We start from the raw sequence: 22,578 nt of genomic DNA on the forward strand, positions 1-22,578 counted from the left end.
GGGTCAGCAGCCGCCGGAAGAGGAGGCGGGAGCGCCGATGGTCAGGGTCGCGGGGGCCGCGCAGCAGCCGCCACCGCTGGTCTCTTCGGCGGCCTGGGGCTGGTCGAAGAGGCCGGCGCCGCCGCACACTCCGGTCTCCGGGAGGGTCAGCTCCACGCGTTCGGCGGCTTCCTGGTCGCCGGCGAGGTGGGCGGCGATGGAGCGGACCTGCTCGTAGCCGGTCATGGCGAGGAAGGTCGGGGCGCGGCCGTAGGACTTCATGCCGACGAGGTAGACGCCCTGCTCGGGGTGGGACAGCTCGTTGACGCCATGGGGGTAGACGGTGCCGCAGGAGTGCTGGTTCGGGTCGATCAGCGGCGCGAGCTCGACCGGGGCCTGGAGGCGCTCGTCCAGGCCGAGGCGGAGCTCGTCGAGGAAGGAGAGGTCGGGGCGCAGGCCGGTGAGGACGATGACCTCGTCGACGGCGTCGAGGCGGCGGCCGTCTTCGGCGGCCAGCACCAGTCGGCCGTCGCTGTCGCGCTGGATGGCGTCGGTGCGGAAGCCCGTGACGGCGTCGGCGCAGCCGTTGTCGACGGCGGCCTTGGCGGCCAGGCCGAGGGCGCCGCGGGCGGGGAGCTGGTCGGCGCTGCCGCCGCCGAAGGTGGAGCCGGAGATGCCGCGGCGCAGGATCCAGGTGGCATGCGTGCCGCTCCCGTCGTCGGCCTTGGCGAGGTCGGCGAGGTAGGCCAGCGCGGTGAAGGCGGAGGCGCCGGAGCCGATGACGGCGGTGCGCTTGCCGGCGTAGCGGGCCCGGGCGACCGGGTTCTTGAGGTCGGGGATCCGGTAGGAGATCCGGTCGGCCGCCGCGTGCTCGCCGAGTGCGGGAAGGCCGTCGCCGCCGATCGGGGAGGGGGTGGACCAGGTGCCGGAGGCGTCGATGACGGCGGAGGCCAGGATGCGCTCCTCGGTGCCGTCCGCGTTCGCGATGCGGACGGTGAAGGGCTGCCGCTCGCGGTCGGCGTCCACGATCCGGTCGCGACCGAGGCGGGAGACGCCGGTGACGGTGGCGCCGTAGCGAACCCTGCCGCCGAGGACGTCGGCGAGGGGCTGGAGGTAGAGGGCGGCCCAGTCCGCGCCGCAGGGGTAGGTCCTGCTGTCGGGCGCCGTCCAGCCGGTGGGGGCCAGGAGCTTCTCGGCGGCCGGGTCCACAAGCTCGGACCAGGTGGAGAACAGCCGTACGTGGCCCCACTCCCGTACCGCGGTGGCGGCGGCCGGTCCGGCTTCCAGGACCAGGGGAGTGATGCCGCGCCCGGTGAGGTGCGCCGCCGCGGCCAGGCCGACGGGGCCCGCTCCGATCACGGCGACGGGCAGGGCTTCGGTGGATGCGTTCACGACGGGGCTCCCCAATTGATTCGACGTCTGTCGATGTCCTGACAGCTCAAGAGTGGACCCGGTATCGACGTTCGTCAACATAGACATCTGTCGAAGTTCGAAGGATGATGGGGGCATGTCCACTGTGAAGGTGTTGCCGCTGCTGGAGCCGGAGGCCGTGGCCCCGTGCTGCCCACCCCTGACCGAGCGCCCGTTGACGGCCGAGGAGGCCGAACGGACCGCCCTCATGTTCAAGGCCCTCGGCGACCCGGTACGCCTGCGGTTGTTCTCGCTGGTGGCCTCCCATGAGGGCGGGGAGGCGTGCGTGTGCGACATCTCCGACGTCGGCGTCTCCCAGCCGACCGTCTCCCACCACCTGAAGAAGCTCCGCGAGGCCGGCCTGCTCTCCTCCGAGCGGCGCGGGACCTGGGTGTACTACCGGGTCGAGCCCGCGGTCCTCGCGGCCATGGGCCGGCTCCTGACCCGCGCGGCCACCGCGTGAGCATCGCCGTCACGCCGCTGACCGACGCGCACGCGGACGAGGTCCTGGCGATCTACCAGGCGGGCATCGACGAGGGCAACGCCACCTTCGAGACCACCGCCCCCACCTGGGCCGAGTTCGACACCGCGAAGCTCCCCGAGCACCGCTTCGCCGCGCTCGACACCGACGGCAAGCTGCTCGGATGGGTGGCCGCCACCAAGGTCTCCGAGCGCTGCGCGTACGTGGGCGTTGTCGAGCACTCCGTCTACGTTCACCCCGTCGCCCGCGGCCGCGGCGTCGCCGGGCAGCTCCTGAACGCTTTGATCGACTCGACCGAGGCCGCGGGGATCTGGACCATCCAGTCCGGGATCTTCCCCGAGAACATCGCGAGTCTGGCCCTGCACCAGCGGGCCGGGTTCCGGGTCATCGGTACCCGCGAGCGCATCGGCCGCCACCATGGTGTCTGGCGGAACGTGGTCCTGCTGGAGCGTCGCAGCTCCAGCGTCATGTGAAGTCCGATCCTTACTTGTCGGCTAGGGGCTGTTCGGCGTGTCCTGAGCGACTACGTCGCCTTCGTCGAAGGCGCGGTTCCAAGCCTCGCTGTAGACCTGCAGGTCTTCCGGTGGCAGTTCGAGGTCCCCGTGGACGCGCACGGTGCTGGTGTCCCACGGCCGTCGCCCGTCGTGGCGCGGGGTGAGCAGGACGCCAAGGGCCGATGATCCCTCGGTCCGGCCGGTGCGAGTGGTGACCTCATGGTGTCGAAGCTGCACGTAGGCGGAGAATGCCGCCTGGACGTCACGGTCGAAGCGGGTCGCTGCGCCGACGATGAGTTGGCGTGTGCCGTCGGCGTCAAGCATGCGCCGGAAGCGCCATTTGCATTGATCCGCAGGTACTTGCGGGACGTCTCGAAGCATGTCCAGCAGCAGGTGGCCCCACTCGGCCCGCACCGCGACGGGCAGCCGGTCCAGGTCGGAGAGCACGGTGAAGCGATTGTGCTCGGTCAGTGAGTCCTGAAGCGGTGCGAGCGCGATGTCTTCGAGCATGATGCGGATCATGCGGTGGACGTTCGTACCGTCGCTGCCCGCGGGAGCCTGGGGCAGCTGCGGGACGGAGAACAATGTGCCGCCGGCTCCGACCAGCTCGGTGTCCATCTCCGCAGGGGGTGTATCAGCATCGGCGGCGGCGAACTCGTAGTAACGCACGGGCTCGTCTCCGAGGGGCACGGCAGGTTCGGCGGCGGCCCTGAACAGGTAGTCGAGTACCGCGGTCGTAGAGCGCAGCTGGTCGAAGAGGAAGTCCCAGTCGCGGCGTGTGAGCGCGATGGCCGGGAAGCCCAGTGGTTGCCAGGTGGGCACGGTGTCGCGCGGCACGTGCGGGTGGTCCAGCAGGAAGACGGCGATCCACTCGAACGTGTTCCCGTCGACGTGCAGGGTCCCGCCGCGGCCGTTGACCATGTCGGCCGACAGCATGCGCAGTTGCCGTACCGTGCCCTTCGCCTGGTTCATTGCCTTGGTGGCCACCTTCTGGATCCAGGGAATCTCCCGGGCGTCCGGCTTGGGGCTGATGGTGCGGGCCTTGACCTGCACGACCGCGCCCCGGTTGCCGGCCAGAAGGAGCCGATCGCCCAGTTCTCGCCGCCCGGATCCCTTTGCGGCGTGATCGGCCTGCTGGAACACGAAGTCGGGCATTCCCCAGGTGGCCGCTGCCGTGTGGGTCGCCTCCTCCGCACCGGGACCGTGGTCGACGTGAGCGGGCAGTGGTAGGGCGGGCGGTATCCGGCGTATGTGTACGCCGCTGGGGGTGTCCACGATGAGGGTGAGTGCGTCGGGGTCATCGTCTTGGGCGGGAAGCCACAGGCCTGCTGAATGAGGTCTCGTCACCCCGATCATTAGACGCGAGATTCAGCCAACCTGTCCTGATGGTTACTTGGTTCGTCAGTGCAGGAGTTCGGTGATCTGCCGGGCGGCGTCGCGGGCGGGGCGGCCGACGCCGATGAGGGTGGCGGAGGCGGGGCCGGTCCAGTCGCCGTAGCCGAGCAGGTGCAGGCGCGGCTCGTCGACCGCGCGGGTGCCGTCGGTGGCGATGTGGCCACGTGCGCCCCGCAGGCGCAGGCCGGCGAAGGGCGCGAGGGCAGGCCGGAACCCGGTGCACCAGATGATCGCGTCCGCCTCGGCGCGGGCGCCGTCGACCCACTGAACGCCGGTGGTGGTGAGCCGGCTGAACATCGGCTTCGCCGCCAGGAGTCCGGCGTCGCGGGCGGCGCGGACCGGGGGGACGGTGACGATGTCACCGAGGGAGGCGACGCCGCCGGTGTCGGCCCGTCCGGCGTCGAGGGCTCGGCGGCGGGCGGTGGCGGCGTCGAAGAGGGCGCGGCCGTCGATGTCGTCGGCCAGGTAGCGGGGCGGGCGCGGGGTGACCCAGGTCAGGTCGGCCGTCGGGGCGAGGTCGGCGGCGATCTGGGCGCCGGAGTTCCCGCCGCCGACCACGATCACGCGCTGCCCGGCGAACTCGGTCGGCTCGCGGTACTGGACGGTGTGGAGCTGGCGGCCGGTGAACTCGTGCCGTCCGGCCACGGCGGGGATGAACGGGCGGGTCCAAGTGCCGGTGGCGCTGACCACCGCGCGGGCCCGCCAGTTGCCGCCGTCCGTCTCCACCCGCAGGTACGCGCCGTCACGGTGCACACTCTCGACCCACACCCCGTGCTGCATCGGCAGGCTGTAGCGCTTCTCGTAGTCGGCGAGGTAGGCGACGACGTGCCCGGCGTCCGGGTAGACCTGGCCAGGCTGGGCGGGCATGAGCCGGCCGGGCAGGGAAGAGTACTGCGCTGGGGAGAACAGGTGGAGAGACTCCCAGGTGTGCTGCCAGGCCCCGCCCGGCGCCGCTTTGGCGTCGAGAATTACGTGCTCGATGCCCAAGCGGCGCAGGTGGTAGCCGGCGGCGAGCCCGGACTGCCCGCCGCCGATCACCACCACATCGGTGCTAGGTGTCATGAGGTGAGCTTGTTCTCCGTGAACTTCCTGCGCCATGCCAATGACACGTACACCAGGGCGACGAGGACGGGGACCTCGATGAGGGGGCCGACGACGCCGGAGAGGGCTTGGCCGCTGGTGACGCCGAAGGTGGCGATGGCGACCGCGATGGCCAGCTCGAAGTTGTTGCCGGCGGCGGTGAAGGCGAGGGTGGCGGTGCGGTCGTAGCTCAGGCCGATCGCCTTGCCGAGGGCGAAGGTCCCGAACCACATGACCCCGAAATACACCAGCAGCGGCAGCGCGATCCGGGCGACATCCAGGGGCTGCGAGGTGATGGTCTTTCCCTGGAGGGCGAAGAGGATGACGATCGTGAACAGCAGGCCGTACAGGGCCCAGGGGCCGATCTTCGGCAGAAACTTGCTCTCGTAGCTCTCGCGGCCCAGCTTCTTCTCACCGATCTGGCGGGTCAGGAACCCGGCGAGCAGCGGGGCGCCGAGGAAGATGACGACGTTCAGCGCGATCTTCCACATGGAGATGTCGAGGCGCTCGCCGTCGCCCAGGCCGAGCCATCCGGGGAGCAGGTCGAGGTAGAACCAGCCCAGGATGCCGAAGGCGATGACCTGGAAGACGGAGTTCAGGGCGACGAGGACGGCGGCGGCCTCGCGGTCGCCGCAGGCGAGGTCGTTCCAGATGATGACCATGGCGATGCAGCGGGCCAGGCCGACGATGATCAGGCCGGTGCGGTACTCGGGCAGGTCCGCCAGGAAGATCCAGGCGAGCGCGAACATGAGGGCGGGTCCCAGGATCCAGTTGATGACCAGCGAGGAGATCATCAGCTTCCGGTCGCCGGTGACCGCGTCGAGCTTGTCGTAACGGACCTTCGCCAGAACCGGATACATCATGATCAGCAGGCCGACCGCGATGGGCAGGGAGATCCCGCCGATCTCCACCTTGGCGAGCGCGTCGTTCAGCCCGGGGATCAGCCGGCCGAGCCCGATGCCGAGGCCCATGGCGAGAAGGATCCAGACCGCGAGGAAGCGGTCCAGTGTGGAGAGCTTCCGGGCGACCGAGGAGTCCTCGGTGGCGGCGGGAGCTTGGGTGGGTGTCACGGACAGGCCCTCTTGTTCTCGGCGGCGGTGCGCGCGGATGCGGCCAGGTCGGCGAGCCGGCCGGCGAGCTGGGCGATGACGTCCGGGCGCAGCTTGTAGTACACGAAGCGGCCGCACGGCTCGGTCTCCACGACCCCGGCCTCTCTGAGGACCTTCATGTGGTTGGAGAGGTTGGTCTGCTTGGCGCCTGTCTCCTCCACGAGGTGGGTGAGGCAGAGCGTCTCGCGGGAGAGCAGGGTCACGATCTGAAGCCTGAGGGGGTCGGCCAGGACTCGCATCACTTCAGTGTCGACTGACGTCATCATGGACTGATACTTTCACATCACTCGGGGCTGACACCAGCCTGGGCTGACTTGTTGGATCGTGCCGTCGGCCGGCCGACCTCGGTTGATGAAGGAAGAGACGATGTCCTCCACCCCGCTCGCATCCGTCCTGTCCGTCTGCATCCACAACGCGGGCCGCTCCCAGATGGCCGCCGGCTTCCTGCGCCACCTGGCCGGAGACCGCGTCGAGGTCCGCTCCGCCGGCTCCGTCCCCGGCGAGCAGATCAACCCCTCCGCCGTCGCGGCGATGGCCGAACTCGGCATCGACATCTCCGACCAGAAGCCCAAGGTCCTCACCCCCGAGGCCGCCCAGGCATCGGACTACATCATCACCATGGGCTGCGGCGACGCCTGCCCCTACTTCCCCGGCAAGACCTACCTCGACTGGCAGCTCGAAGACCCCGCCGGCCAGGGTGTCGAAGCCGTCCGCCCGATCCGCGACGAGATCAAGCACCTCACCGAGGGCCTGATCGCCGACATCGACGCCAAGAAGCGGGTCTGACACCCATGCCCGAGACCGCGACCGGTGAGGGCATACGCGACGTCGTCATCATCGGCTCCGGCCCCGCCGGATACACCGCAGCCCTCTACACGGCCCGCGCCCAGCTGGGGCCCCTGGCGGTGGGGCGGGGGTGGTCACGGCGGGCTCCTCAGGGGCGGTACGGACGACGTCCCCCACCAGATCGAATGTTCGAATCATTCCGCGAGTCGGCACGACGCCCCGGCGTCCGGTCGGTGTGGTCTAGCGGATGGTGGCCGGGTGTGAAATGGGCATGGCGCAGGTCACGATGGCGGGGATTGCGGGCCGGGGCCTGCTGTGAAAGTGCTGGTGATGTAAGCGAATCGCCGCTTTCATCCACGAAAGGGTGATGCTGGTGAATTGCGGGGCGGCTTGGATGATCTTGCCGCGACGATGATCGTGTTCGGTATGACCGGCCGCGACACCAAGGAGTCGTCGAAGCATGTCCAAGCCTGTTGTCAGCATCTGGGGCCCCCTTCCGGGAGCTCAGCCCGCAGCCGCGGGAACGGACCCCTGGGACACCAAGTGGGAGCTCCGCGACGGGACCGCCTGGGTCTTCTACAGCTCATCCGACCAAATGGCCGTGAGGCGGCCGGTGATCCTCGCCGACGGCTTCGCCATGGGAGGGAGCAACGGCCACGTTCTGTACGACGGCCTGGAGAACGGGGACTACCCGTTCATCTCCACGCTGCGTGAGAACGGCTTCGACGTCATCCTCCTGGGCTTCGAGAACCGGTCCGCGTCCATCATCGACAACGCCGGCGTCGCGATCGAGTGCATCCGCAGGACGATCGCCGACCGCGAAGGCAACGCCCCGTTGGCGGTGGGCGGCTTCAGCATGGGCGGAATGGTCACCCGCTACGCCCTGGCCAAGATGGAAAGGCAGAAGGAGGACCACCAGACCGCCACCTACCTCTCCTACGACACTCCGCACCGCGGCGCGTGGCTGCCGCTGGGAGTCCAGGCATTCGCCCACTTCGTCAAGGACAAGTGGGGCGACACCAACCCGCTCCTCAGCCTCTACTCCGACCTGGTCAACAGCCCGGCCGCACGCCAGATGCTGCGTTGGCACGTCGCGACCGCCGCCGAGGTCACCCTCGACGTCGCCGACGGCCAAGACCGGGAACGGACCGAATTCCTGGCCGCGCTCGATCGACTGGGCGGCTGGCCCCTGCGTCCCCGCCTGCTCGGTGTCGCCAACGGAACGGGCACCGGCATCGGCAACAGCATCCCCGCCGACGACACCGCAATCGCCGCCCACGGACCGAAGACGACCGCGCAACTGCGCACCCAGGGCCAGGGCAAGCAGACCGTCGCCCAGATCGCGCAAGCGCGCCAGAGCCCGATCACCATCAACACCACCGGCTTCCCCGAACTCGACGGCGCTCCCGGCGGCCTCTTCCCCAAGGCACCTCTCCTGGAAGACGCCGCCAACTTCGGCATGGCCGCCGTGCTGGCCGCGCTGGTCAACGGACAGAAGGCGGAGCTCACCCACAACACCTCCACCTTCGTCCCCACCGTCAGCGCCGTGGCGTCGGCCCACATCGACGACCACACCGCCCTCTACGCCAAGGTGAACCCCGAGGAAAGCGACCTCCACGACCTCCTCTGCGCCACCAGCAACGAGGGCCACACCGTCATGACCTCCGACCTCGGCCAGTGGATCGTGGCCAAGCTCCGGGAAGCGTGACCACCGGCCAACGACGCCCGCGGCGAGTACGGCCTCCGGCCATGACGGCACCGCCGAACACCAGGTACTGACGCACCCCCGATGACGGCCTCGCCCTGCAGCACGACAAGGGCGAGGCCGTCGTCGGTGCTGCGGCGGCAAGACCGATATCGCGGTGCTGGTCGCAACAGGCCCAGCGGGCGTATCCGATGCAGATGTCTGCGGCGGGGGTGCCCGGGTCGACCGGAGCGGGTGCCGGGGCTCCGGGGCGCCTGCCCCGGAGCCCCGGCCGGCGGGGGTGGGGACGCCGGTTCATGACCGGGCGGATAGAGAAGCGGTGACGACAGAGGCCCGTTCGCGTGCTGCGGGAGATCAGACGCCAGCCTGCGAAAACCGGCCGCTTTGTCACGTTCCGTGCCTGTAGTGGCAGCGGGTTTCCTACGGTGGTTCGGGCGCGGTAGCGCCCTGGACTTGTGCGAGCGAGGAGTCACCTGTGGCCCGAATCGAAACGACCCCCGAGGACCGGCTGGCACGCCTGCGGGCACGGCTGGACGGTGCGGGGAAAGCCGGGCGCGGGGCGAGTCGCCTGACGGCGAACCGGCCCCGGAACATCCTGGCGGGAGTCGCCCTGCACGCCGCCGCCCGCCACGAACAGGGACTGGAGCTGTCCGATCTGGAGCAGCGTCTGGTCGAGGTGATGCGGGTATTCGTCGGGGACGAGGAGATCGCGGCGTGCGGCGCGGCCTACCGGCAGTCGTCCGCGCGGGCCGGCGCGACGCTGTTCCCGGCGCAGATCACCCAGGTGCCGGTCGAGACCCCGTACTCGTTCGCCGACCTGCGCGCCGACCTGCCGGCGTTGGCCCAGGAGATCCTCGCGCAGCCGAACGTGAACATCGTCAACGTCGCCGACCTGGAGCCCGGGACAGCGGTGGACGGGCCGGACGCGGTGGAGGCGATGGCCGCCTACGGCGGCAGCGCGGTGACCGTGCTCACCGGGCCGCCCGGCGACGAGGGCGCCGCCGCACGGGCGGGGACGGTCGCGGTGAACGTGCACCCGTTGAAGTTCCAGTGCGTGCGCGACACCAACGACCAGATGGGCGGTTCCGACGAGATCTACTGGGTCAGCGGCGCCGGCAGCGACATGTCCGCCGAGCAGACCTACCGCTCCCAGGTGTTCGGGGGCCTGGACACCGGGGACTGGGCGAACTTCGACGGCAACGCGAGCTTGTACCGGGGCTCCTACCAGGAGGTATTGCTCCTCAACCTCGAATGCTGGGAGGAGGACAGCGGCAACATCTTCGACGAGATCCAAAAGCACCTGTGGAAGGTCGCCCAGTCGTGCGCGGACGCGGCCGTGAGCATCACCGAGAACGGCCAGTCCAACGAGGCGGCCCTGGCCGCCGTCGTCGCGATCGTCGCGGCCCTGCTGACCTGGCTGCTGGGCTGGCTGACCAACGACGACGACCTGGTGGGTGAACGCAGCATCGCCATCAACCGCCAGGCACTGCGCCACCTGGTCGCCCACCCCGCAGCGGGCGGCGAGCAGGGCGCGCTGAGCACGCTGGTGTGGGACTTCTCCAGCCCGGAGGGCCACTACCGGCTGCACACGCAATTGCTGCCCGCACCGGATGAGAACGTCTACACCAAGCAGTGGTACATGGGTGAGTGGACCGACGAGGTGCCCGTCCCGCAGTCCCGGGCGGTGGTCCAGGCCCCCGGGGTGGGCGCCCTGGGCGACACCTTCTACCTGCTGCACAACGAGCCGTTCCCGCCCACCGCAGAACTCGCCATGCGGACCTTCGACGGTACAACCTGGGGCCCGACCGCCTCGACGCCCATCCGCTCGACGACACGGCCCTCCAACCTGGCCGTCCTCGGCGGCGAACTGCGCTGCCTGGTCTCCTCCGACAACGGCTCCGGCGGCATCATGGTCGCCACCCTGCGCAACGGGCAATGGACCACGTCGTACTCCGGCACCAGCGGCGTCGACCTCGCCAAGTGCCCGCCGAGCATCACCGTCCTGGGCAACAAACTCGTGTGGGTCTACCCGACGATCCGAAGCTACACCGACAACCTGCGCAGCCTGCTCTACCGGGACGGCGACGGCAGCCTCGGCCCCGAGATCCCCGACAGCAAGGATGCCCGCAACAACGTCTTCGTGGCCACCGGCGACAACAAGGTCTACTGCATCTTCACCACCGACAGGCAGCGCTGGGCCTCCTACGACGGCACCACCTGGACCAACCTCGGCATCGCGCCCTTCGACCACGAGGTCATCGCCCTCACCGGCTTCTCCGGCAACATGTACGCCATCACCCGCGGCGACGGCAGCGACATCGAACTGTGGGCCTGGAACCCCCGCGTCCCCTGGGAGAACTACGGCCGCATCCCCAACTACGGCGGCAGCAGGTCCGGCGTCTGCCTGGCCGGCTTCAAGGACCGACTCCACCTGTTCTACCGCCGCTGACACCCCCACCGCCACCCGGGACCGCCACCCCGACATTTGGGGACCATCCGTACACCCGCTGGCGCTACGCACTTGATCTCGGCCCCCAGACGGTCGAACGCAGGGAAGGCCTCAGTAGTTCTGCCATGAGGCCTGTCAGCAGGCAGGGGTGTCGTCGTAGTCCGTGAGGCGAAGGCCGTACAGGACGTCGTCGGGCAGACGACCGAGCTCACAGGACAACCTGCACTCGGTCGGATCGTTACCCAACGTGAAGATCACCTGCTACAAGGAGTTGTCGATGCGATCTCGAACTGTTGCCAATGCAGCGCTGTTGGCCGCCAGCCTGATGGGCGTCGGCATGGGCTCTGCCCATGCCGACGGGATTGCCCCGATCAGTACCCCCTATACCGCCGGAGCCTGGGGTAACACCTCTTACTCGGGAAGCAGCAGTGGTTCCACGACCACCTGGGATGACGAAGTCCAGGCCGGCACTGCGAGCAACTTCGGCCAGGAAGTGACGAACTACGGATCCGTCGCGACCGACTACGCCAATCAGGCGGCTGCCAGTAACACCATCGGCGGCTCGCAGACCCAGTACACAGCCGGATAACCCTCTGACGTTCTGATGGCAGACGGCAACGGAGGAGCAACGGGCCACGCATCAGCGGCTCTCGGGGCGAGAACCCCATGGCCGAAGAGGCCGCCGCCCGCCCCGGCCCCTCGACGCGGCGGGACACCCCGCACCCGCGTCCGGGGTCGCCGTCCGAACCGACATCGCCCGCCGACCGAGCACAGGGTCCCGCCAGTGCCTTCGCTGAGCTGCGCCCACCGCAGGGTCAGCAGGGCACAGCAAAAAGGTTGATCTTGCGCGTCGCGGATCGACGGTGGGTGGGAAGGCTGGGGGGACTGTTGTCTGTCCGTCATGCAGGGGGCGTTGTGGGGCGCAAGGGTTCACGTTCGACGGCTCAAAAGGGGCACCCGTTCGGCGGCGGCGCGGCCGGGGTTGGGGGACGGTCGGCATCGGGACGGGGTGTTTTGCCGGGGGAGGACGGCCAGGTCGTGGGGGTCGTGATCCGGGATGCTGCCGGCAAGGGCCGGGGCGTATACGCGGTGAGGGACTTCGCTGTGGGTGAGTTGGTGGTGCGGGGGCGTGTGGAGCGGACGGAGCCGCGCCGTACGCGGCACTCGTTCCAGAAGGGCTGGGATCTGCACGTCGAGCTGGACGAGACGGCCCGCAGCATCAACCACTGCTGCTCGCCCAATGCGGGGGTCGTGGACAACACGGTGGGTGGCTACGACTTTGTCGCCATGCGGCCGATCCGTGCCGGGGAGGAAATCACCTGGGACTACGAGTCCACCGAGTACGAGAGCATCGCGGTGGACTCCTGCCTGTGCGGCAGCGCGGTGTGCCGGGGCCGGACGCGCGGCTTCAAGTACCGCACCGACCGCGTTCCTTATATCGCCGCATACCTGCGCGACGGGCGACGGGCCGACGGGTGAGCACCGGTCACCTGCCTGCCTGATGGCTGTGAGCGGCTATCAGGCAGGGCGCCGCGGCGCCGGCGGCCGCACGAGGTCCTCGGCCTGCCGTGAACGCCGCCCCGGTCATGGCAGGTTGCCGGCCGCGGCGGCTGCGGAGGTCAGGGGCCGCAGGCGGGTCTCCAGGTGCCTGGCGGCCGGGAGGTCCGGCGCGAGCACGGCGTACTCGGCGGTGCCGCGGTTCAGGGTGTCGTCGCCGGTGATCACGACGCCGGTCGCGGTGGCTGGGTCGAACGCCAGGTGGTGGTCTTGCAGCGCGGACAGCAGCTGGGGGATGCCGGCGGCGGGCAGGTCATCGCGGGAGACCAGGACGTGGTGCCGGGCCCAGTGCGGTCCGAGCAGGTGGGCGGCGAGATGGTGGAGGTGGGTGCCGCCGCCGAGTCGGGCGTTGACCTCGTTGAACCACACCTGGCCGCCGGGAGAGATGATCGCGTCGATATTGACCAGGCCGCGGTAGCCGAAGTCGCGCATACTCGTTGCCAGCCGCAGTGCCTGGTCTGCCACCTCCTTGCGCACGGGGTCGGGGAGGTCCTGGGCGGGCATGACGAATCCGTTGATGGCCGGTTCCATCAGCATCTCGCCGAAACTCAGCAGCCGGGGCGGCCCGTCCCCGGGGGCGGGGCAGTCCACTTCCAGGCACAGCGAGCGGCAGCCGGGGTGGTAGACCTCGACCACCACTTGACCGTGCGGTGCGTGCGTGGCGGCCAGGCCGGTGTGGGCCAGGATCGCCGCCCGGTCCTCCTGCCCGGTCAGCGGCCGGACTGCGAGCGTCCCGGACATGGGGATGCCCGGGTCGGCCCGGCACAGCAGATTTCCGGCGCCCCCACCGCACCGGTCGGCCTTGACGATGACCGCCCCGGTCACCGCGGCCAGCCGGTCCAGCGCCCGTTCCAGATCTCCGCGCGTGGAACACACCGCACCGTCGGGAACGGGAATCCCCAGACCGGCCGCCATTGCTCGGAAGACCGTCTTGCTGTTGAACAGCTCCGCGCCCCCGGCCGCGTCGAACCCCGACACCGCCCCCTGGCCCAGACCGAGAGCCCGCGCCAGAGCGTCGATGCCCCGGTCCGACAGATACCCCCGTATCTCCCATTCCCCGGGCTCGGCCACCAGTTCCCTCAACCGGCTCACCAGCGCGGGCCGGTGCAGCACCTCTTGGTCCAGCACCCGCACCCCTGCGTCCCCGGGCGTGATCAGGTCGATCTTTTGTGCATCGAAACCCATCAGCGCCCCCACCTGGGCGACGAAGGCTCGATCCAGCGGCTGTGCCATCACCATGGCGTCACCGTCGCGCAGAAGCCACACCATCCGCGCCGCGACTACCGGAGTCACCTCCAGCTCACGACGGTCCAGCAGATCCAGCCGGTCCACCATGTACTCGCTGTTGCAGTTGGCCACCCACAGCCTGCGCACCGGACTCCCTTTCGCGGAACGATCAGTGACCCCATCATGGCGTCAGGCTTCGGGAAGCGGAGCCGAATCCGGCAGGAGGGCGGGGAGTTGGACGCGTCATCGGGAGCCGGGGCCGGACTGTGCTGTGCGGTGAGCACCTGCGCGCGGCTTTATATGCCCCGGCAGGTGGAGATGCCGCCCGAACAAGGGGGGGCCTGCGACCGGCGGGGGCGGTCAGGCATCGGGCCCTGCTGACGGTGAGCGGGGCGAAGGTGTTGATCACACGGCCGGGGCCCGAATAATCACCGGTATGGGCGGAGATCCCTCCCCGGCACGCCTGGAAGGCCCGCCATGAGCTACCCCACCGGTAACGGACCGGCCGATCTCCCCGACGGGAACTATCCCAACACCAAAAGTAAGTACTCCTACTACGTGGTCAGCGGCGGTTACGCCCGGCTCGTCGACTGCGCGAACTGCGACGTCAATCCCGACAACTGCCCCGACGGCAAACTGACGTTCGATCTGGGTGAACGTGTCCCGTTGTGGTCATACGAAGCCGACACCAGCTACCTGGAATCCTGACCCACCGACCCCGCCAGGGTGACCAGCGGATAAACAGATCTTTGGGTCCGGGCGGCCCGGGCTCCGGAGCCGCTCATCCCGTGGGTTCGTCGCCGAGATGCAGGGTGCGGGCCGGGCGGGGTCCTGGGATGTCATCGTCTGCCGGGAGTGCGGCGGCGTCGGCGGGGGCCGCGGTGGCGGCGTCGGGGTAGCTCTGGGCCTTGGCGTGTTCGGCGAGAGCCCGGTGGATGCCGGCGAGGCTGGGGCTTTGTCCCGTGCGGTGGCCGGTGCCGATGAGAAGGTCGGGCTGGATGTCCTCGACCGTCTCGTCGTTCGCGCGGCGTAGGAGCACGGTGTGCAGCATGGCGTAGGTGATGACCGGGGGCCGGCCGCCGAGCCTGCCCTCGCGAGCTGCGGTGTCGAGTCTTTCGCCGTGGTCGCCCCTGGGACAGACCCCCGACACCCCGGACGCCGTGTCCTCGGCCGCCCTCGCCTCCCAGGGCGGCGGCCTCTACCTCGCCGACGCCACCCCCGCCGCACCATGACCCCCAACCCACCAGCCCCGCCCCGGCTTTGACCGCCCGGAGGGGCGGAGCCGGGATCACCAACCCCACGTCCGGCCCGGCCGGACGTGGGAAGATCGGCATGGTAGGCAAGGAGCCGGCCGGGAGGGAGACAACCATGACGGACGAACAGATCACGCCCGAGGTGACCGATCTGGGTACGGTCCCCGAGTCCGGGATCACCCAGTCGGCGGTGATCCCCGCTACTGAGGTCGCAGCGCAGGACGTGGGCGTTCTGAGCGTGCGCTACGTGGACGGGACACCGGTGCTCGTGGTCAGCGGGGGAACCGCCCTTCCCGCGGAACTCACCGCCGTGAACGGGTCCGGGGCCGCTGTCGCGTCGTACACCGGCACCCCGATCGCCCGCCCCGCCAGGAGCGCGCGGACCACGCCGACGTACCTCCTCGAAAAGGACCCGGAGAACAAGGCGAAGCTCATCATTACGCGGGCCTGAACCCCAAACGGCCGCGCCGGGGCGGGCCGGTGGGGGGGGGGGGGGGGGCCCCCCCCCCCCCCCCCCCCCGGCGGGGGGGGGGGGGGGGGGGGGGCCCCCCCCCCCCCGCAACCGTACGGCGAGGGCTGGATGGGGTTGGACCCCGGTCGGTGGCATCCCGGCGGGCAGGCCCGCCCTGCCAGTCGTCGTCCGCCCACGCCCCGGCGGGGACCTTCACCTGCTGGTCCACGTACTCCACCGCCACCGCGGGCATCTCCCTGACGGACTCCGAGGACCGGGCCCCTGCCTCGAAAGACGTGAGCAACAGCGCACCGGGTCGCCCCGGACTCGTTCCGGACCTTCTTCGGCCTCGGGGAACAGCGGTACAACGGTCCCGCCTGCCTGACCTGCCGCGTGGCAGGACCGCTGCGAAGTACCACACCCCGCTCTTCGTGATCCGACGGACGGCACCCTCGATGCGGCGCATCGCTCGTGCCTGTGCGGGCGACGGATGGGCAGGCTCGGTAAGCGTGTCCTCTCACACCGCGTCGGGAGAGATCATGCCCGTGACGGACAGGTCGGTGCTCGATGCCCGTCCGGTCGGCCGGGTGAGGCCGGCCGTCGGTGGGACGGCGGTGGTGACGAGGGCGTAGGCGTGGGCGAGGTCGCGCAGTGCGGCCGACGCTTGTCCCGAATGGTTGTCCGCGAGGGTCAGGGCTTCCTTGCTGATGGCCCTGAGCAGGCTCTCGCGGGCGTCTGAGGCGTCGGCTGTCTCGGGTGCCCGCGTCGTGGCCGGGATCTGGTGGACGCCTTCGTCGACAGTGATGTCGGTGGGGATGCTGCCGGTCACTGATGGCTCCTCGTTCGGCTGGTTCTCTCCCGTGCGGGAGTAGGCCGGGTGTGGGGGCGGGCCGCGTACGGCAGGGCCTCTACGATCCGTTCTGGAGATCATTCACGGGTCGAGAGGCCAGTGCGAGGTCCGGCCGGGGATTGGCCGATTCCGATCGACGGTCGGCGTGGAACACGCCCCGGCCTGCCATTGCGGACTGCGGGGCGCGTGCGGCGGTGAGCGGCCGGGCCGCGCGGTTGAGTGACGGGCGCTGGGTGGTGCTGCGCACCGGCCGGGCCGTCGCGGTACGTCTCTTCCTCGCGGTGGACGAGGCCCTGCGCACGCCCGGCGGACTGCCCGTACATGAGAAAGCCCATTGGTGGCTGACAAGTCCACCTGTCGAAGGGACCTCTAGTACCCGGGCGGCGCGATCGCTGTACAGCACGCTTGACAAGGCACACCGAGTTCTCGGCCCCATTGCTTGACGGACCGACCCTCACGTAACGCCCCCACCGCGCGAAGAGACCCCCGGCAGGGTAGGTGCCGGGGGTCTCTTCACGGTGGGGGCGGCATCCGGACCGCGCTTGTTACGCGGTTGATCGCGGCTGTCCTAGTGGGTCAGCGGGATGCCCGAGTTGACAATGTGGTCAACGAAATTCCTATTGCCGACCCGGGGCGAGTGGTAGGTGAACGCGTCACCGTGATGGTTGGCGGCCGGGAGAGCCAGAGGCGCCTCAGGGTCAAGAATGCCGGTTTCCGCCCCGCTGTCGGCAGCGTGTGCTGGTGCTGCAACCGCTGCGGAGAAGGCGACGCCGGCAAGGGCCACCGCGGCAAACATGCGCTTAGTGTGGTTCATGGTCCCTTAAACGATCTTAGGCTGGCGAAGTGACTCACCCTCGCGGGCTGTCGGCGCCTCGAAGAACGGTTGACCGCTATCGCACCGCACGCCTTGTCGGCGCCGTCGCCGCCGGATCCTCTATTGCTTGCGGGCGGTGATGTAGTCGATGACGTCCTGCACCCGCTTGAACCCCTCGGCCGCCTGGTCTGAGATTTCGACCTGGCACCGCTCCTCCAGAATCGTGACGATCTCGACTGCATTCATCGAGTCCAGACTCAGGTCCTCACTCAACGTGGCGTCGTTCCGAATGTCCTCCGGCCGACGACGGCTTGTCTCGGCAATGACCTCTTTGACCTGGGCTTCGATGCTGGACATGCTGCTCCTCTGCTCGGTAGTCCCTGTGACATATGAGTCCTGGACAGGGTGAGCACGGGTCAAACATCGCCACAGTCACCAAAGTGATCACTGGTGTACGGGGCAGCGGGGACGGGTGTCAGCGGGTCATCCGGACGCCGGATACAGGTTCGGCGGGGCGCGGGATGCCGTCGGCGTCCTGGAGGTCGGCGAAGTCGGCGTGCGCGGCCTCTACGGCTTCGGGGTACGCCTCCTGCTTCTCGTGCCCGGCGAGCGCGCGGTAGATGCTGGCGACGCTGGTGTCCTGTCCCTTGCGCTTGCCGGTGGGGATGATCAGGTCCGGCTGGATCTGCTCGACGGACTCGCCGAGCGCCTTGCGCCGAGCACCGTGTGCAGCATGTCCTCGGTGATGACGGGCGGCCTGCCGCCGTGCTTGCCCTTGCGGGCCGCCGCCGCGTCGAGCCCTTCGAGGGTCGACTCGCGGATGTTCTCCCGCTCGGTCTCCGCTATCGCCGCGAAGAACCGGTCCTGCCGACGCCCGCGCCTGTGGGTCTATGCATCGGCTCATTGGTCCCGCATCTGTTTACTGAGGATTTCAGGGTGGGGTCGGTGGGTTGATAGCCAGGCCGGTGGCGTTAAGGCAGCCGTCGATGAGGTGGGGTCGGAGTTGGATTCTGCGTAACTCGCGGCGGAGTTTGCGGTCGAGGTCGTCTGGGGTGTCGAAGGCGGTGTTGGCCGTGGCTCTGCGCACGAGGGACCAGACGGCTTCGACCGGGTTCAGGTCTGGTGCGTATGCGGGGAGGCGGATGGTGGTGAGCCAGTCGTGTTCGGCCTCGTAGTGTTTCAGGCCGGAGGCCAGGTGGGTGTTGAGGTTGTCCCAGACCACGACGATGGGGCCGCCGAGCTGGATGTGTGCCCGGACCAGGAGGTCGCGGTAGTCCTGCCAGGCGAAGCTCTTTCGGGCGCCCTTGAGCAGGAGATGGTTGCGGGGCCGGTGGATGAGGCGGCTCTTCTCGCCGGGTTTGTAGCAGCACAGGGCGGCGACCGAGGTCCGGCGGCGGGAGCGGCCGCGGACGCGGATGACGGGGGTGTGTCCGCGCCGGCCCCAGGTGCGGGCGACCGGCGGCGTCATGGAGAATCCGGCCTCGTCCTCGAAGGCGATCCAGCCCCCACACGCCGCCGCGAGCCTTTTACCTGGGGCCACACCTCCTTCTTCCACAGCTCCACCGCGTGCTCGTCGCGCTCCAGTGCTCTGCGGGCCGGTGCCTGCCAGGACCAGCCGTGCCGCTTCAGCAGCCGCCAGACCGTCGCCACCGAGAGACTCACCCGCAGCCGGCGGCGGATCACCGTCTGGACCCGGACCAGAGTCCACCGTTCATCCTCGAAGCCGTACGCTGACGGGCCCTTGCCGAGTTCCTCCTCGAGCATGCTGAACTGGGCATCGGTGACGGTCGGGGAGTTGGCCGGGCCCGTCGAGTGCAGGGCCTCCATGCCGCCCTCGCGCCAGGCACGACGCCAGCGTTCCACCGACCGCACACCCACCCGCAGGTCCTTCGCGATCACGACGGTCTTCTCACCCGCCGCGAACCGTGCGCCGGCCTGAAGCCGGATCCCCTCACGAAACGCCCGACGCTCAGCGGTCAGGCCCCCACCCTCCGGATAACGCATACCACCGGCATACCGCAGGAATCATGAACCGTCACCACCCGACGACAACCCGAAATCCTCAGTAATACCAGGAGACAGATATGGGAACGTGGGGAACAGGACCGTTCCAGAGCGACCTCGCCGACGACTTTAAGGACTGGCTCCATGACCTGCCGCCACAGGAGGCTGTGGCCGCCATCCAGGAAGCATTTCAGCGAGTGGTCGATTCCGGCCCGATTGTCGACGCCGAGGACGGAGTAGAGGCAGTTGCCGCCGCTGCTTACGCCATCGGCCAGGCCCAGGTCAGCGATATCCCCACGAACCCTGAGGACGCGTCGGAGAGGCCACTCCCCCTCATACCAGAGCCGGTGCGTGCCATGGCCCGCCAAGCGCTCCGCCGTGTCCTGGGTGATAGATCCAAACTCGCCCGAGGATGGGTGGACAGCAGCACCGCTGCAGAGTGGCGCCAAGAAGTGCAGCTCATCCTTTGCGCGTTCGATTAGAACTTGTCCGGCCGATCATGTCCGGAGCCAAAGGCTGAGGAACGTGGCAGTGCCCAGGTAGGCATAGTGGCGCTCGTCGAGCGGGGTAGCCACCGTCCGATGCGCTTCAGGCTGTCGATGGCACGCTCGACGATGTTGCGCCTACCGCTTTTCGTCGACGGGGCAGTCGGCCGCCCGCCGCCTGAGCTCTTGCGCAGACGAGCGGCCTGACTGTCGGTCTTCTCCGGGATCGTGTGCCGGACGCCCCGGCCGCAGAAAGCTCCGGACGGGCCCATTGCTGTATGCCTCGGCGGCGCGCCGCGACCACGGCCACCGGGCGGGTGGAGACAGCCGGGACGGGGATCGGGGGCCGGCTGCCTGCGGCGGCTCAGCTGCTCCTGCTTCTCATCAACAGCGTCGCGATCGTCGACCCGTGGTCGTTCCCAGAATGCGTCGACAACCGTTTCTGCTGCCGACCTACGCAGCCAGGCGCTGTGACGTCGGTCGTGAACGGTCCAATCCGCCCAAAGATGGCGTTTGACCGGTCGAACATGCGGCGGAGGCGCCTTGGCTGGTAGGGGGTGTCAGGAGGTGGATACCCGCCAACCTGTCAGGCCGTCCTCGCCGGCGTCGTGGAAGCCGACTGCGGCCGGGGCGTCGCCGTCGGCTGCCAGATGGATGGTGCACTGTGTGATGCTGCCGGCGGGTGGGATCGTGCTGGCGTTGTCGGTCGGGCAGGCGGTGATGCCGGGCTCGTCCAGGAGCTCGGCGGGTACGCCGCCGAGTTGCTGCGCGCCCTGGGTGAGCAAGCGGACGCTGCTGCCGAGGGTGGCGGCGTAGAGGCTGCTCTTTCCGGGATTGCGGTAGGAGATCGTCACGTAGTACGGGGTGCGGAGTTTTTGTTCGTCGTTGAGTTTGAGGCCGAGGCCGTTGAGGTCGGCCGGTTTGCCCTTGCGTAGGGACTTCAGTGTGGCGGGCAGTTCGAGGACACCGCCCTCTTTCGACCCTGCGTCCCATCGCACGGCGATCGTGTCGCCCATCTTCGCCATTTCCTTCGAGGCCGTGTCGAGGCCGCCGTCGACCGGCCAGGCGGCGACCTGCTTGGCCGGGGTGATGAGCCCGCGTCCCATGGTGTGCGTCACGGTCAGAGCGCCGACGTCCTTGGGCAGCATGTACATCCCGCACGAGGTGTAGGAGCCACCTGGCGTCAGAGTCTCGGGCGTGGAGTCCGCGCAGAGGTTCGAGGCACTCACGCTGACCTGTGTTCCCGGTGCCCAGTCGGTCCCGGTCAGGGCAAGATTGCGGAACACCTCGTAGGCCCGGGGGATCTGCGACCGGCCGGTGTTGGTGACCTCGTAGGTGAGGTAGTAGGGGGTCTTGCCCTTCAGGTCGCCCTCGATACGCACGCCCTTGAGGTCCTCTTCAGACCCGCGGACCAGCCCCTTGACCGCGAGGCGGACCGGGTATTGCTTCTCGTCGATGGAGGTGTGGACGACATCGCGGGCACCGGTCTTCACGGGCAGCAGCGTCCCTGACGGCGAGCTGCCTGTCGCCCCCGCCGTCGAGCTCCCCGCACCCGCACACCCTGTGAAGAGAGCTATCCCCGCCGCTCCCGCGACTGCCATCTTGATGTGCCTGGTCAGGTGCACAGCGTTCCCCTTGTTACATAAGCATTCTGGTAATTGGCGCATGCTAAGTGATCATTGAGTGTGGACGTGCGGCGGCCCTGGGAGCGCTGCCCGCGGAACGATGTCGCACCCTGCGTACGTATGAAGGCGTCCCTGCCCGCGCTGACTTGTGACGCTCCACGGACAGCCCGGCGTGAACACTCGTTGGGCGCGCCGCGCCAGGCGCGCGGCGAAGGCGATGCCCTTGGCGCGGGAGACGAGTTCGTCGTTCTCGCCGATCTGCTGGAGCGTGGGTCAGACGGCTTGGTCGAAATGTGGTCGGTACGACAACCCGCATGTCCGAACCGGGGCGTCGGGCCACTTTACCGGTGATAGCGCGGGGCGCCTTGCTGCCGACACGATGTGGTGTCGGCAGCAAGACGTGCAGGCGAACGCGGGCGGTATCCGCTTCGAGGCGGGGTCAGTCGAGGATGTCGGGGATCGGGGTGGCGTTGCTGCGCTGGAGTGCGGTCCTAGAGCCAGCGGCCGGGCCGAGGGCCCAGTCGGAGAGGGCCATGGAGTCCATGTAGCGTTCTTCGTCGTTCAGCAGGACGCCGATGATCGTCTTGCCGTTTCGGGTGACCGAGAAGACGAGGCACTTGCCGGAAGCGGTGGTGGTACCGGTCTTGACGCCGATCGCTCCCGGAAACGACCGGGAGCGCCAGGCACGCGGCGAGGTCGTCAAGCTCTACTCGTCCCCGCTGGTCATGCGGCTGATGGACGGCGCCGGGTTCCAGTGGATCGCACGCACGGTGCTGTGCGCTCCGGCGGGGAAGCGGCCGGCCGCACAGGAGCCGGCGGTGGTGATCCCGCCCGGCACCGCCCCAGTGGACTGCCCTCCCCACGAACTTCGGGTCGGAGACCATGTTCTCGCGGGCGACCGGCTCGTCCCGATCGCGGACCTGCGGTATCGGGCCGGTGGCACCCGCACGATCATCCTCGCGACCGGCACGCTGTGCATCGCAGACCGGTCGATGCGCGTCTACCGGCCCTACGTCCAGCGGCTGCTGAAAGGCGAGCGCCGCCCCGCCTCAGCGTGAGGCCTACGCCTGATGCCAGGTGGCGGGACCGCCGCCCCGCCACTCGATCAAGCTGGCTTTGTCGGCCAGTCACGGGTTCTGGCACACATTCCGTGAGCGATCTTGAGTACACCCTCATCGGGGCCACGTGATCCCGATCGGTGCTGGTCACTCTCGGGCCCGGCCCGTCTGACGCAGGTCCGGGAAGATCCTTCACGGAATGTGTGCCAGAACCCAGTCACGAGAGCGCATGTTGTCCAGCGGCGAGACCACCCTTGTTCACGGGGAAATGATGTCGCTGAGAACTGAGAGCGCCTGGGTGCTTGCTTCGGGGCCCTGAGTGTGCCGCCCACGATGAGGGGCACGGCTGCACTACCTCGGATAGTG

26 protein-coding genes and 1 pseudogene are annotated in these 22,578 nt (G+C 69.0%); 13 read left to right on the top strand and 14 right to left on the bottom strand.

The window, feature by feature from the left end; genetic code table 11:
- Positions 1 to 3 precede the first annotated feature (3 nt).
- Positions 4 to 1,371, bottom strand: a complete 1,368-nt coding sequence (locus ACIOD1_RS33030; RefSeq protein WP_401906643.1) for an NAD(P)-binding domain-containing protein — start codon at positions 1,369 to 1,371, stop codon at positions 4 to 6.
- A gap of 115 nt (positions 1,372 to 1,486) precedes the next feature.
- Here ACIOD1_RS33030 and ACIOD1_RS33035 point away from each other — a divergent pair, with 115 nt between their 5' ends.
- The gene (locus tag ACIOD1_RS33035; RefSeq protein WP_401906645.1) at positions 1,487 to 1,852 is read left to right on the top strand and encodes an ArsR/SmtB family transcription factor; all 366 of its coding nucleotides are present in this window, start codon (positions 1,487 to 1,489) and stop codon (positions 1,850 to 1,852) included.
- On the top strand, positions 1,849 to 2,343 hold the full coding sequence (locus ACIOD1_RS33040) for a GNAT family N-acetyltransferase (RefSeq protein ID WP_401906647.1): 495 nt from the start codon (positions 1,849 to 1,851) through the stop codon (positions 2,341 to 2,343). The genes ACIOD1_RS33035 and ACIOD1_RS33040 overlap by 4 nt, the downstream gene beginning before the upstream one ends.
- Positions 2,344 to 2,364: 21 nt before the next feature.
- On the opposite strand, the gene ACIOD1_RS33045 is transcribed toward ACIOD1_RS33040, so the two are convergent.
- The 4 genes from ACIOD1_RS33045 to ACIOD1_RS33060 form a co-directional block, all read right to left on the bottom strand.
- Positions 2,365 to 3,507, bottom strand: coding sequence for a hypothetical protein (locus ACIOD1_RS33045; protein ID WP_401906649.1), 1,143 nt, complete (start codon positions 3,505 to 3,507; stop codon positions 2,365 to 2,367).
- A 258-nt stretch (positions 3,508 to 3,765) separates the two neighbouring features.
- Complete coding sequence (locus ACIOD1_RS33050) at positions 3,766 to 4,821, bottom strand: ArsO family NAD(P)H-dependent flavin-containing monooxygenase (RefSeq protein ID WP_401906652.1); 1,056 nt, start codon at positions 4,819 to 4,821, stop codon at positions 3,766 to 3,768.
- Positions 4,818 to 5,909: an ACR3 family arsenite efflux transporter gene (arsB, locus tag ACIOD1_RS33055; RefSeq protein ID WP_401906655.1), complete on the bottom strand. Its 1,092-nt coding sequence runs from the start codon at positions 5,907 to 5,909 to the stop codon at positions 4,818 to 4,820. The genes ACIOD1_RS33050 and arsB overlap by 4 nt, the downstream gene beginning before the upstream one ends.
- Positions 5,906 to 6,214, bottom strand: a complete 309-nt coding sequence (locus ACIOD1_RS33060; RefSeq protein WP_401906658.1) for an ArsR/SmtB family transcription factor — start codon at positions 6,212 to 6,214, stop codon at positions 5,906 to 5,908. The genes arsB and ACIOD1_RS33060 overlap by 4 nt, the downstream gene beginning before the upstream one ends.
- 100 nt (positions 6,215 to 6,314) lie before the next feature.
- Here ACIOD1_RS33060 and ACIOD1_RS33065 point away from each other — a divergent pair, with 100 nt between their 5' ends.
- The 6 genes and pseudogenes from ACIOD1_RS33065 to ACIOD1_RS33090 all read left to right on the top strand — a co-directional run bounded on the left by ACIOD1_RS33065 (position 6,315) and on the right by ACIOD1_RS33090 (position 12,367).
- Positions 6,315 to 6,734: an arsenate reductase ArsC gene (locus ACIOD1_RS33065; RefSeq protein ID WP_401906661.1), complete on the top strand. Its 420-nt coding sequence runs from the start codon at positions 6,315 to 6,317 to the stop codon at positions 6,732 to 6,734.
- A gap of 5 nt (positions 6,735 to 6,739) precedes the next feature.
- Positions 6,740 to 6,859: pseudogene (locus ACIOD1_RS33070) on the top strand (FAD-binding protein); the annotation flags it as partial.
- Between the two features lie 335 nt (positions 6,860 to 7,194).
- On the top strand, positions 7,195 to 8,442 hold the full coding sequence (locus tag ACIOD1_RS33075) for an esterase/lipase family protein (RefSeq protein ID WP_401906664.1): 1,248 nt from the start codon (positions 7,195 to 7,197) through the stop codon (positions 8,440 to 8,442).
- 472 nt (positions 8,443 to 8,914) lie between these two features.
- The gene (locus tag ACIOD1_RS33080) at positions 8,915 to 10,888 is read left to right on the top strand and encodes a hypothetical protein (RefSeq protein WP_401906666.1); all 1,974 of its coding nucleotides are present in this window, start codon (positions 8,915 to 8,917) and stop codon (positions 10,886 to 10,888) included.
- Positions 10,889 to 11,135: 247 nt separating this feature from the next.
- Positions 11,136 to 11,477, top strand: a complete 342-nt coding sequence (locus tag ACIOD1_RS33085; RefSeq protein ID WP_401906668.1) for a hypothetical protein — start codon at positions 11,136 to 11,138, stop codon at positions 11,475 to 11,477.
- 77 nt (positions 11,478 to 11,554) lie between these two features.
- Entirely contained in the window at positions 11,555 to 12,367 is an 813-nt protein-coding gene (locus ACIOD1_RS33090; RefSeq protein ID WP_401906671.1) for an SET domain-containing protein, read from the top strand.
- A 105-nt stretch (positions 12,368 to 12,472) separates the two neighbouring features.
- Here ACIOD1_RS33090 and ACIOD1_RS33095 read toward each other — a convergent pair whose 3' ends face one another.
- The gene (locus ACIOD1_RS33095) at positions 12,473 to 13,819 is read right to left on the bottom strand and encodes a peptide ligase PGM1-related protein (protein ID WP_401906673.1); all 1,347 of its coding nucleotides are present in this window, start codon (positions 13,817 to 13,819) and stop codon (positions 12,473 to 12,475) included.
- 330 nt (positions 13,820 to 14,149) lie between these two features.
- Between ACIOD1_RS33095 and ACIOD1_RS33100 the strand changes: the two genes are divergently transcribed.
- Positions 14,150 to 14,380 carry a hypothetical protein gene (locus tag ACIOD1_RS33100; RefSeq protein WP_401906676.1) on the top strand — a complete coding sequence of 77 codons (231 nt, stop codon included), beginning with the start codon at positions 14,150 to 14,152 and terminating at the stop codon, positions 14,378 to 14,380.
- Positions 14,381 to 14,453: 73 nt separating this feature from the next.
- Here ACIOD1_RS33100 and ACIOD1_RS33105 read toward each other — a convergent pair whose 3' ends face one another.
- Positions 14,454 to 14,723: a hypothetical protein gene (locus tag ACIOD1_RS33105; protein ID WP_401906679.1), complete on the bottom strand. Its 270-nt coding sequence runs from the start codon at positions 14,721 to 14,723 to the stop codon at positions 14,454 to 14,456.
- Positions 14,724 to 14,775: 52 nt separating this feature from the next.
- On the opposite strand from ACIOD1_RS33105, the gene ACIOD1_RS33110 reads away from it, so the two are divergent.
- Both ACIOD1_RS33110 and ACIOD1_RS33115 read left to right on the top strand, forming a co-directional pair.
- Positions 14,776 to 14,904: a hypothetical protein gene (locus ACIOD1_RS33110; RefSeq protein WP_401906681.1), complete on the top strand. Its 129-nt coding sequence runs from the start codon at positions 14,776 to 14,778 to the stop codon at positions 14,902 to 14,904.
- Between the two features lie 136 nt (positions 14,905 to 15,040).
- Positions 15,041 to 15,376, top strand: coding sequence for a hypothetical protein (locus ACIOD1_RS33115; protein WP_401906683.1), 336 nt, complete (start codon positions 15,041 to 15,043; stop codon positions 15,374 to 15,376).
- A gap of 517 nt (positions 15,377 to 15,893) precedes the next feature.
- Here ACIOD1_RS33115 and ACIOD1_RS33120 read toward each other — a convergent pair.
- The 5 genes from ACIOD1_RS33120 to ACIOD1_RS33140 form a co-directional block, all read right to left on the bottom strand.
- Complete coding sequence (locus ACIOD1_RS33120; RefSeq protein WP_401906685.1) at positions 15,894 to 16,205, bottom strand: hypothetical protein; 312 nt, start codon at positions 16,203 to 16,205, stop codon at positions 15,894 to 15,896.
- Between the two features lie 589 nt (positions 16,206 to 16,794).
- On the bottom strand, positions 16,795 to 17,040 hold the full coding sequence (locus ACIOD1_RS33125; RefSeq protein ID WP_401906687.1) for a hypothetical protein: 246 nt from the start codon (positions 17,038 to 17,040) through the stop codon (positions 16,795 to 16,797).
- A 120-nt stretch (positions 17,041 to 17,160) separates the two neighbouring features.
- The gene (locus tag ACIOD1_RS33130; protein ID WP_401906690.1) at positions 17,161 to 17,397 is read right to left on the bottom strand and encodes an acyl carrier protein; all 237 of its coding nucleotides are present in this window, start codon (positions 17,395 to 17,397) and stop codon (positions 17,161 to 17,163) included.
- 574 nt (positions 17,398 to 17,971) lie between these two features.
- Positions 17,972 to 18,508 (bottom strand): transposase, encoded by a 537-nt coding sequence (locus ACIOD1_RS33135; protein ID WP_401906764.1) that lies wholly within the window; start codon positions 18,506 to 18,508, stop codon positions 17,972 to 17,974.
- The gene (locus ACIOD1_RS33140; RefSeq protein ID WP_401906693.1) at positions 18,505 to 19,044 is read right to left on the bottom strand and encodes a winged helix-turn-helix domain-containing protein; all 540 of its coding nucleotides are present in this window, start codon (positions 19,042 to 19,044) and stop codon (positions 18,505 to 18,507) included. The genes ACIOD1_RS33135 and ACIOD1_RS33140 overlap by 4 nt, the downstream gene beginning before the upstream one ends.
- A gap of 80 nt (positions 19,045 to 19,124) precedes the next feature.
- Between ACIOD1_RS33140 and ACIOD1_RS33145 the strand changes: the two genes are divergently transcribed.
- A complete protein-coding gene (locus ACIOD1_RS33145; protein ID WP_401906696.1) occupies positions 19,125 to 19,526 on the top strand; it encodes a DUF4259 domain-containing protein in 402 nt (133 codons plus the stop codon).
- Between the two features lie 563 nt (positions 19,527 to 20,089).
- On the opposite strand, the gene ACIOD1_RS33150 is transcribed toward ACIOD1_RS33145, so the two are convergent.
- Together ACIOD1_RS33150 and ACIOD1_RS33155 are read right to left on the bottom strand one after the other, a co-directional pair.
- Positions 20,090 to 21,022 carry a hypothetical protein gene (locus ACIOD1_RS33150; protein ID WP_401906698.1) on the bottom strand — a complete coding sequence of 311 codons (933 nt, stop codon included), beginning with the start codon at positions 21,020 to 21,022 and terminating at the stop codon, positions 20,090 to 20,092.
- A 571-nt stretch (positions 21,023 to 21,593) separates the two neighbouring features.
- Positions 21,594 to 21,857 (bottom strand): hypothetical protein, encoded by a 264-nt coding sequence (locus ACIOD1_RS33155; RefSeq protein ID WP_401906701.1) that lies wholly within the window; start codon positions 21,855 to 21,857, stop codon positions 21,594 to 21,596.
- Positions 21,858 to 21,879: 22 nt separating this feature from the next.
- Between ACIOD1_RS33155 and ACIOD1_RS33160 the strand changes: the two genes are divergently transcribed.
- Positions 21,880 to 22,212, top strand: coding sequence for a hypothetical protein (locus ACIOD1_RS33160; RefSeq protein WP_401906704.1), 333 nt, complete (start codon positions 21,880 to 21,882; stop codon positions 22,210 to 22,212).
- Positions 22,213 to 22,578 lie beyond the last annotated feature (366 nt).

It is taken from the genome of Streptomyces sp. NPDC088097, from assembly GCF_044741845.1.
Lineage (GTDB): Bacteria > Actinomycetota > Actinomycetes > Streptomycetales > Streptomycetaceae > Streptomyces.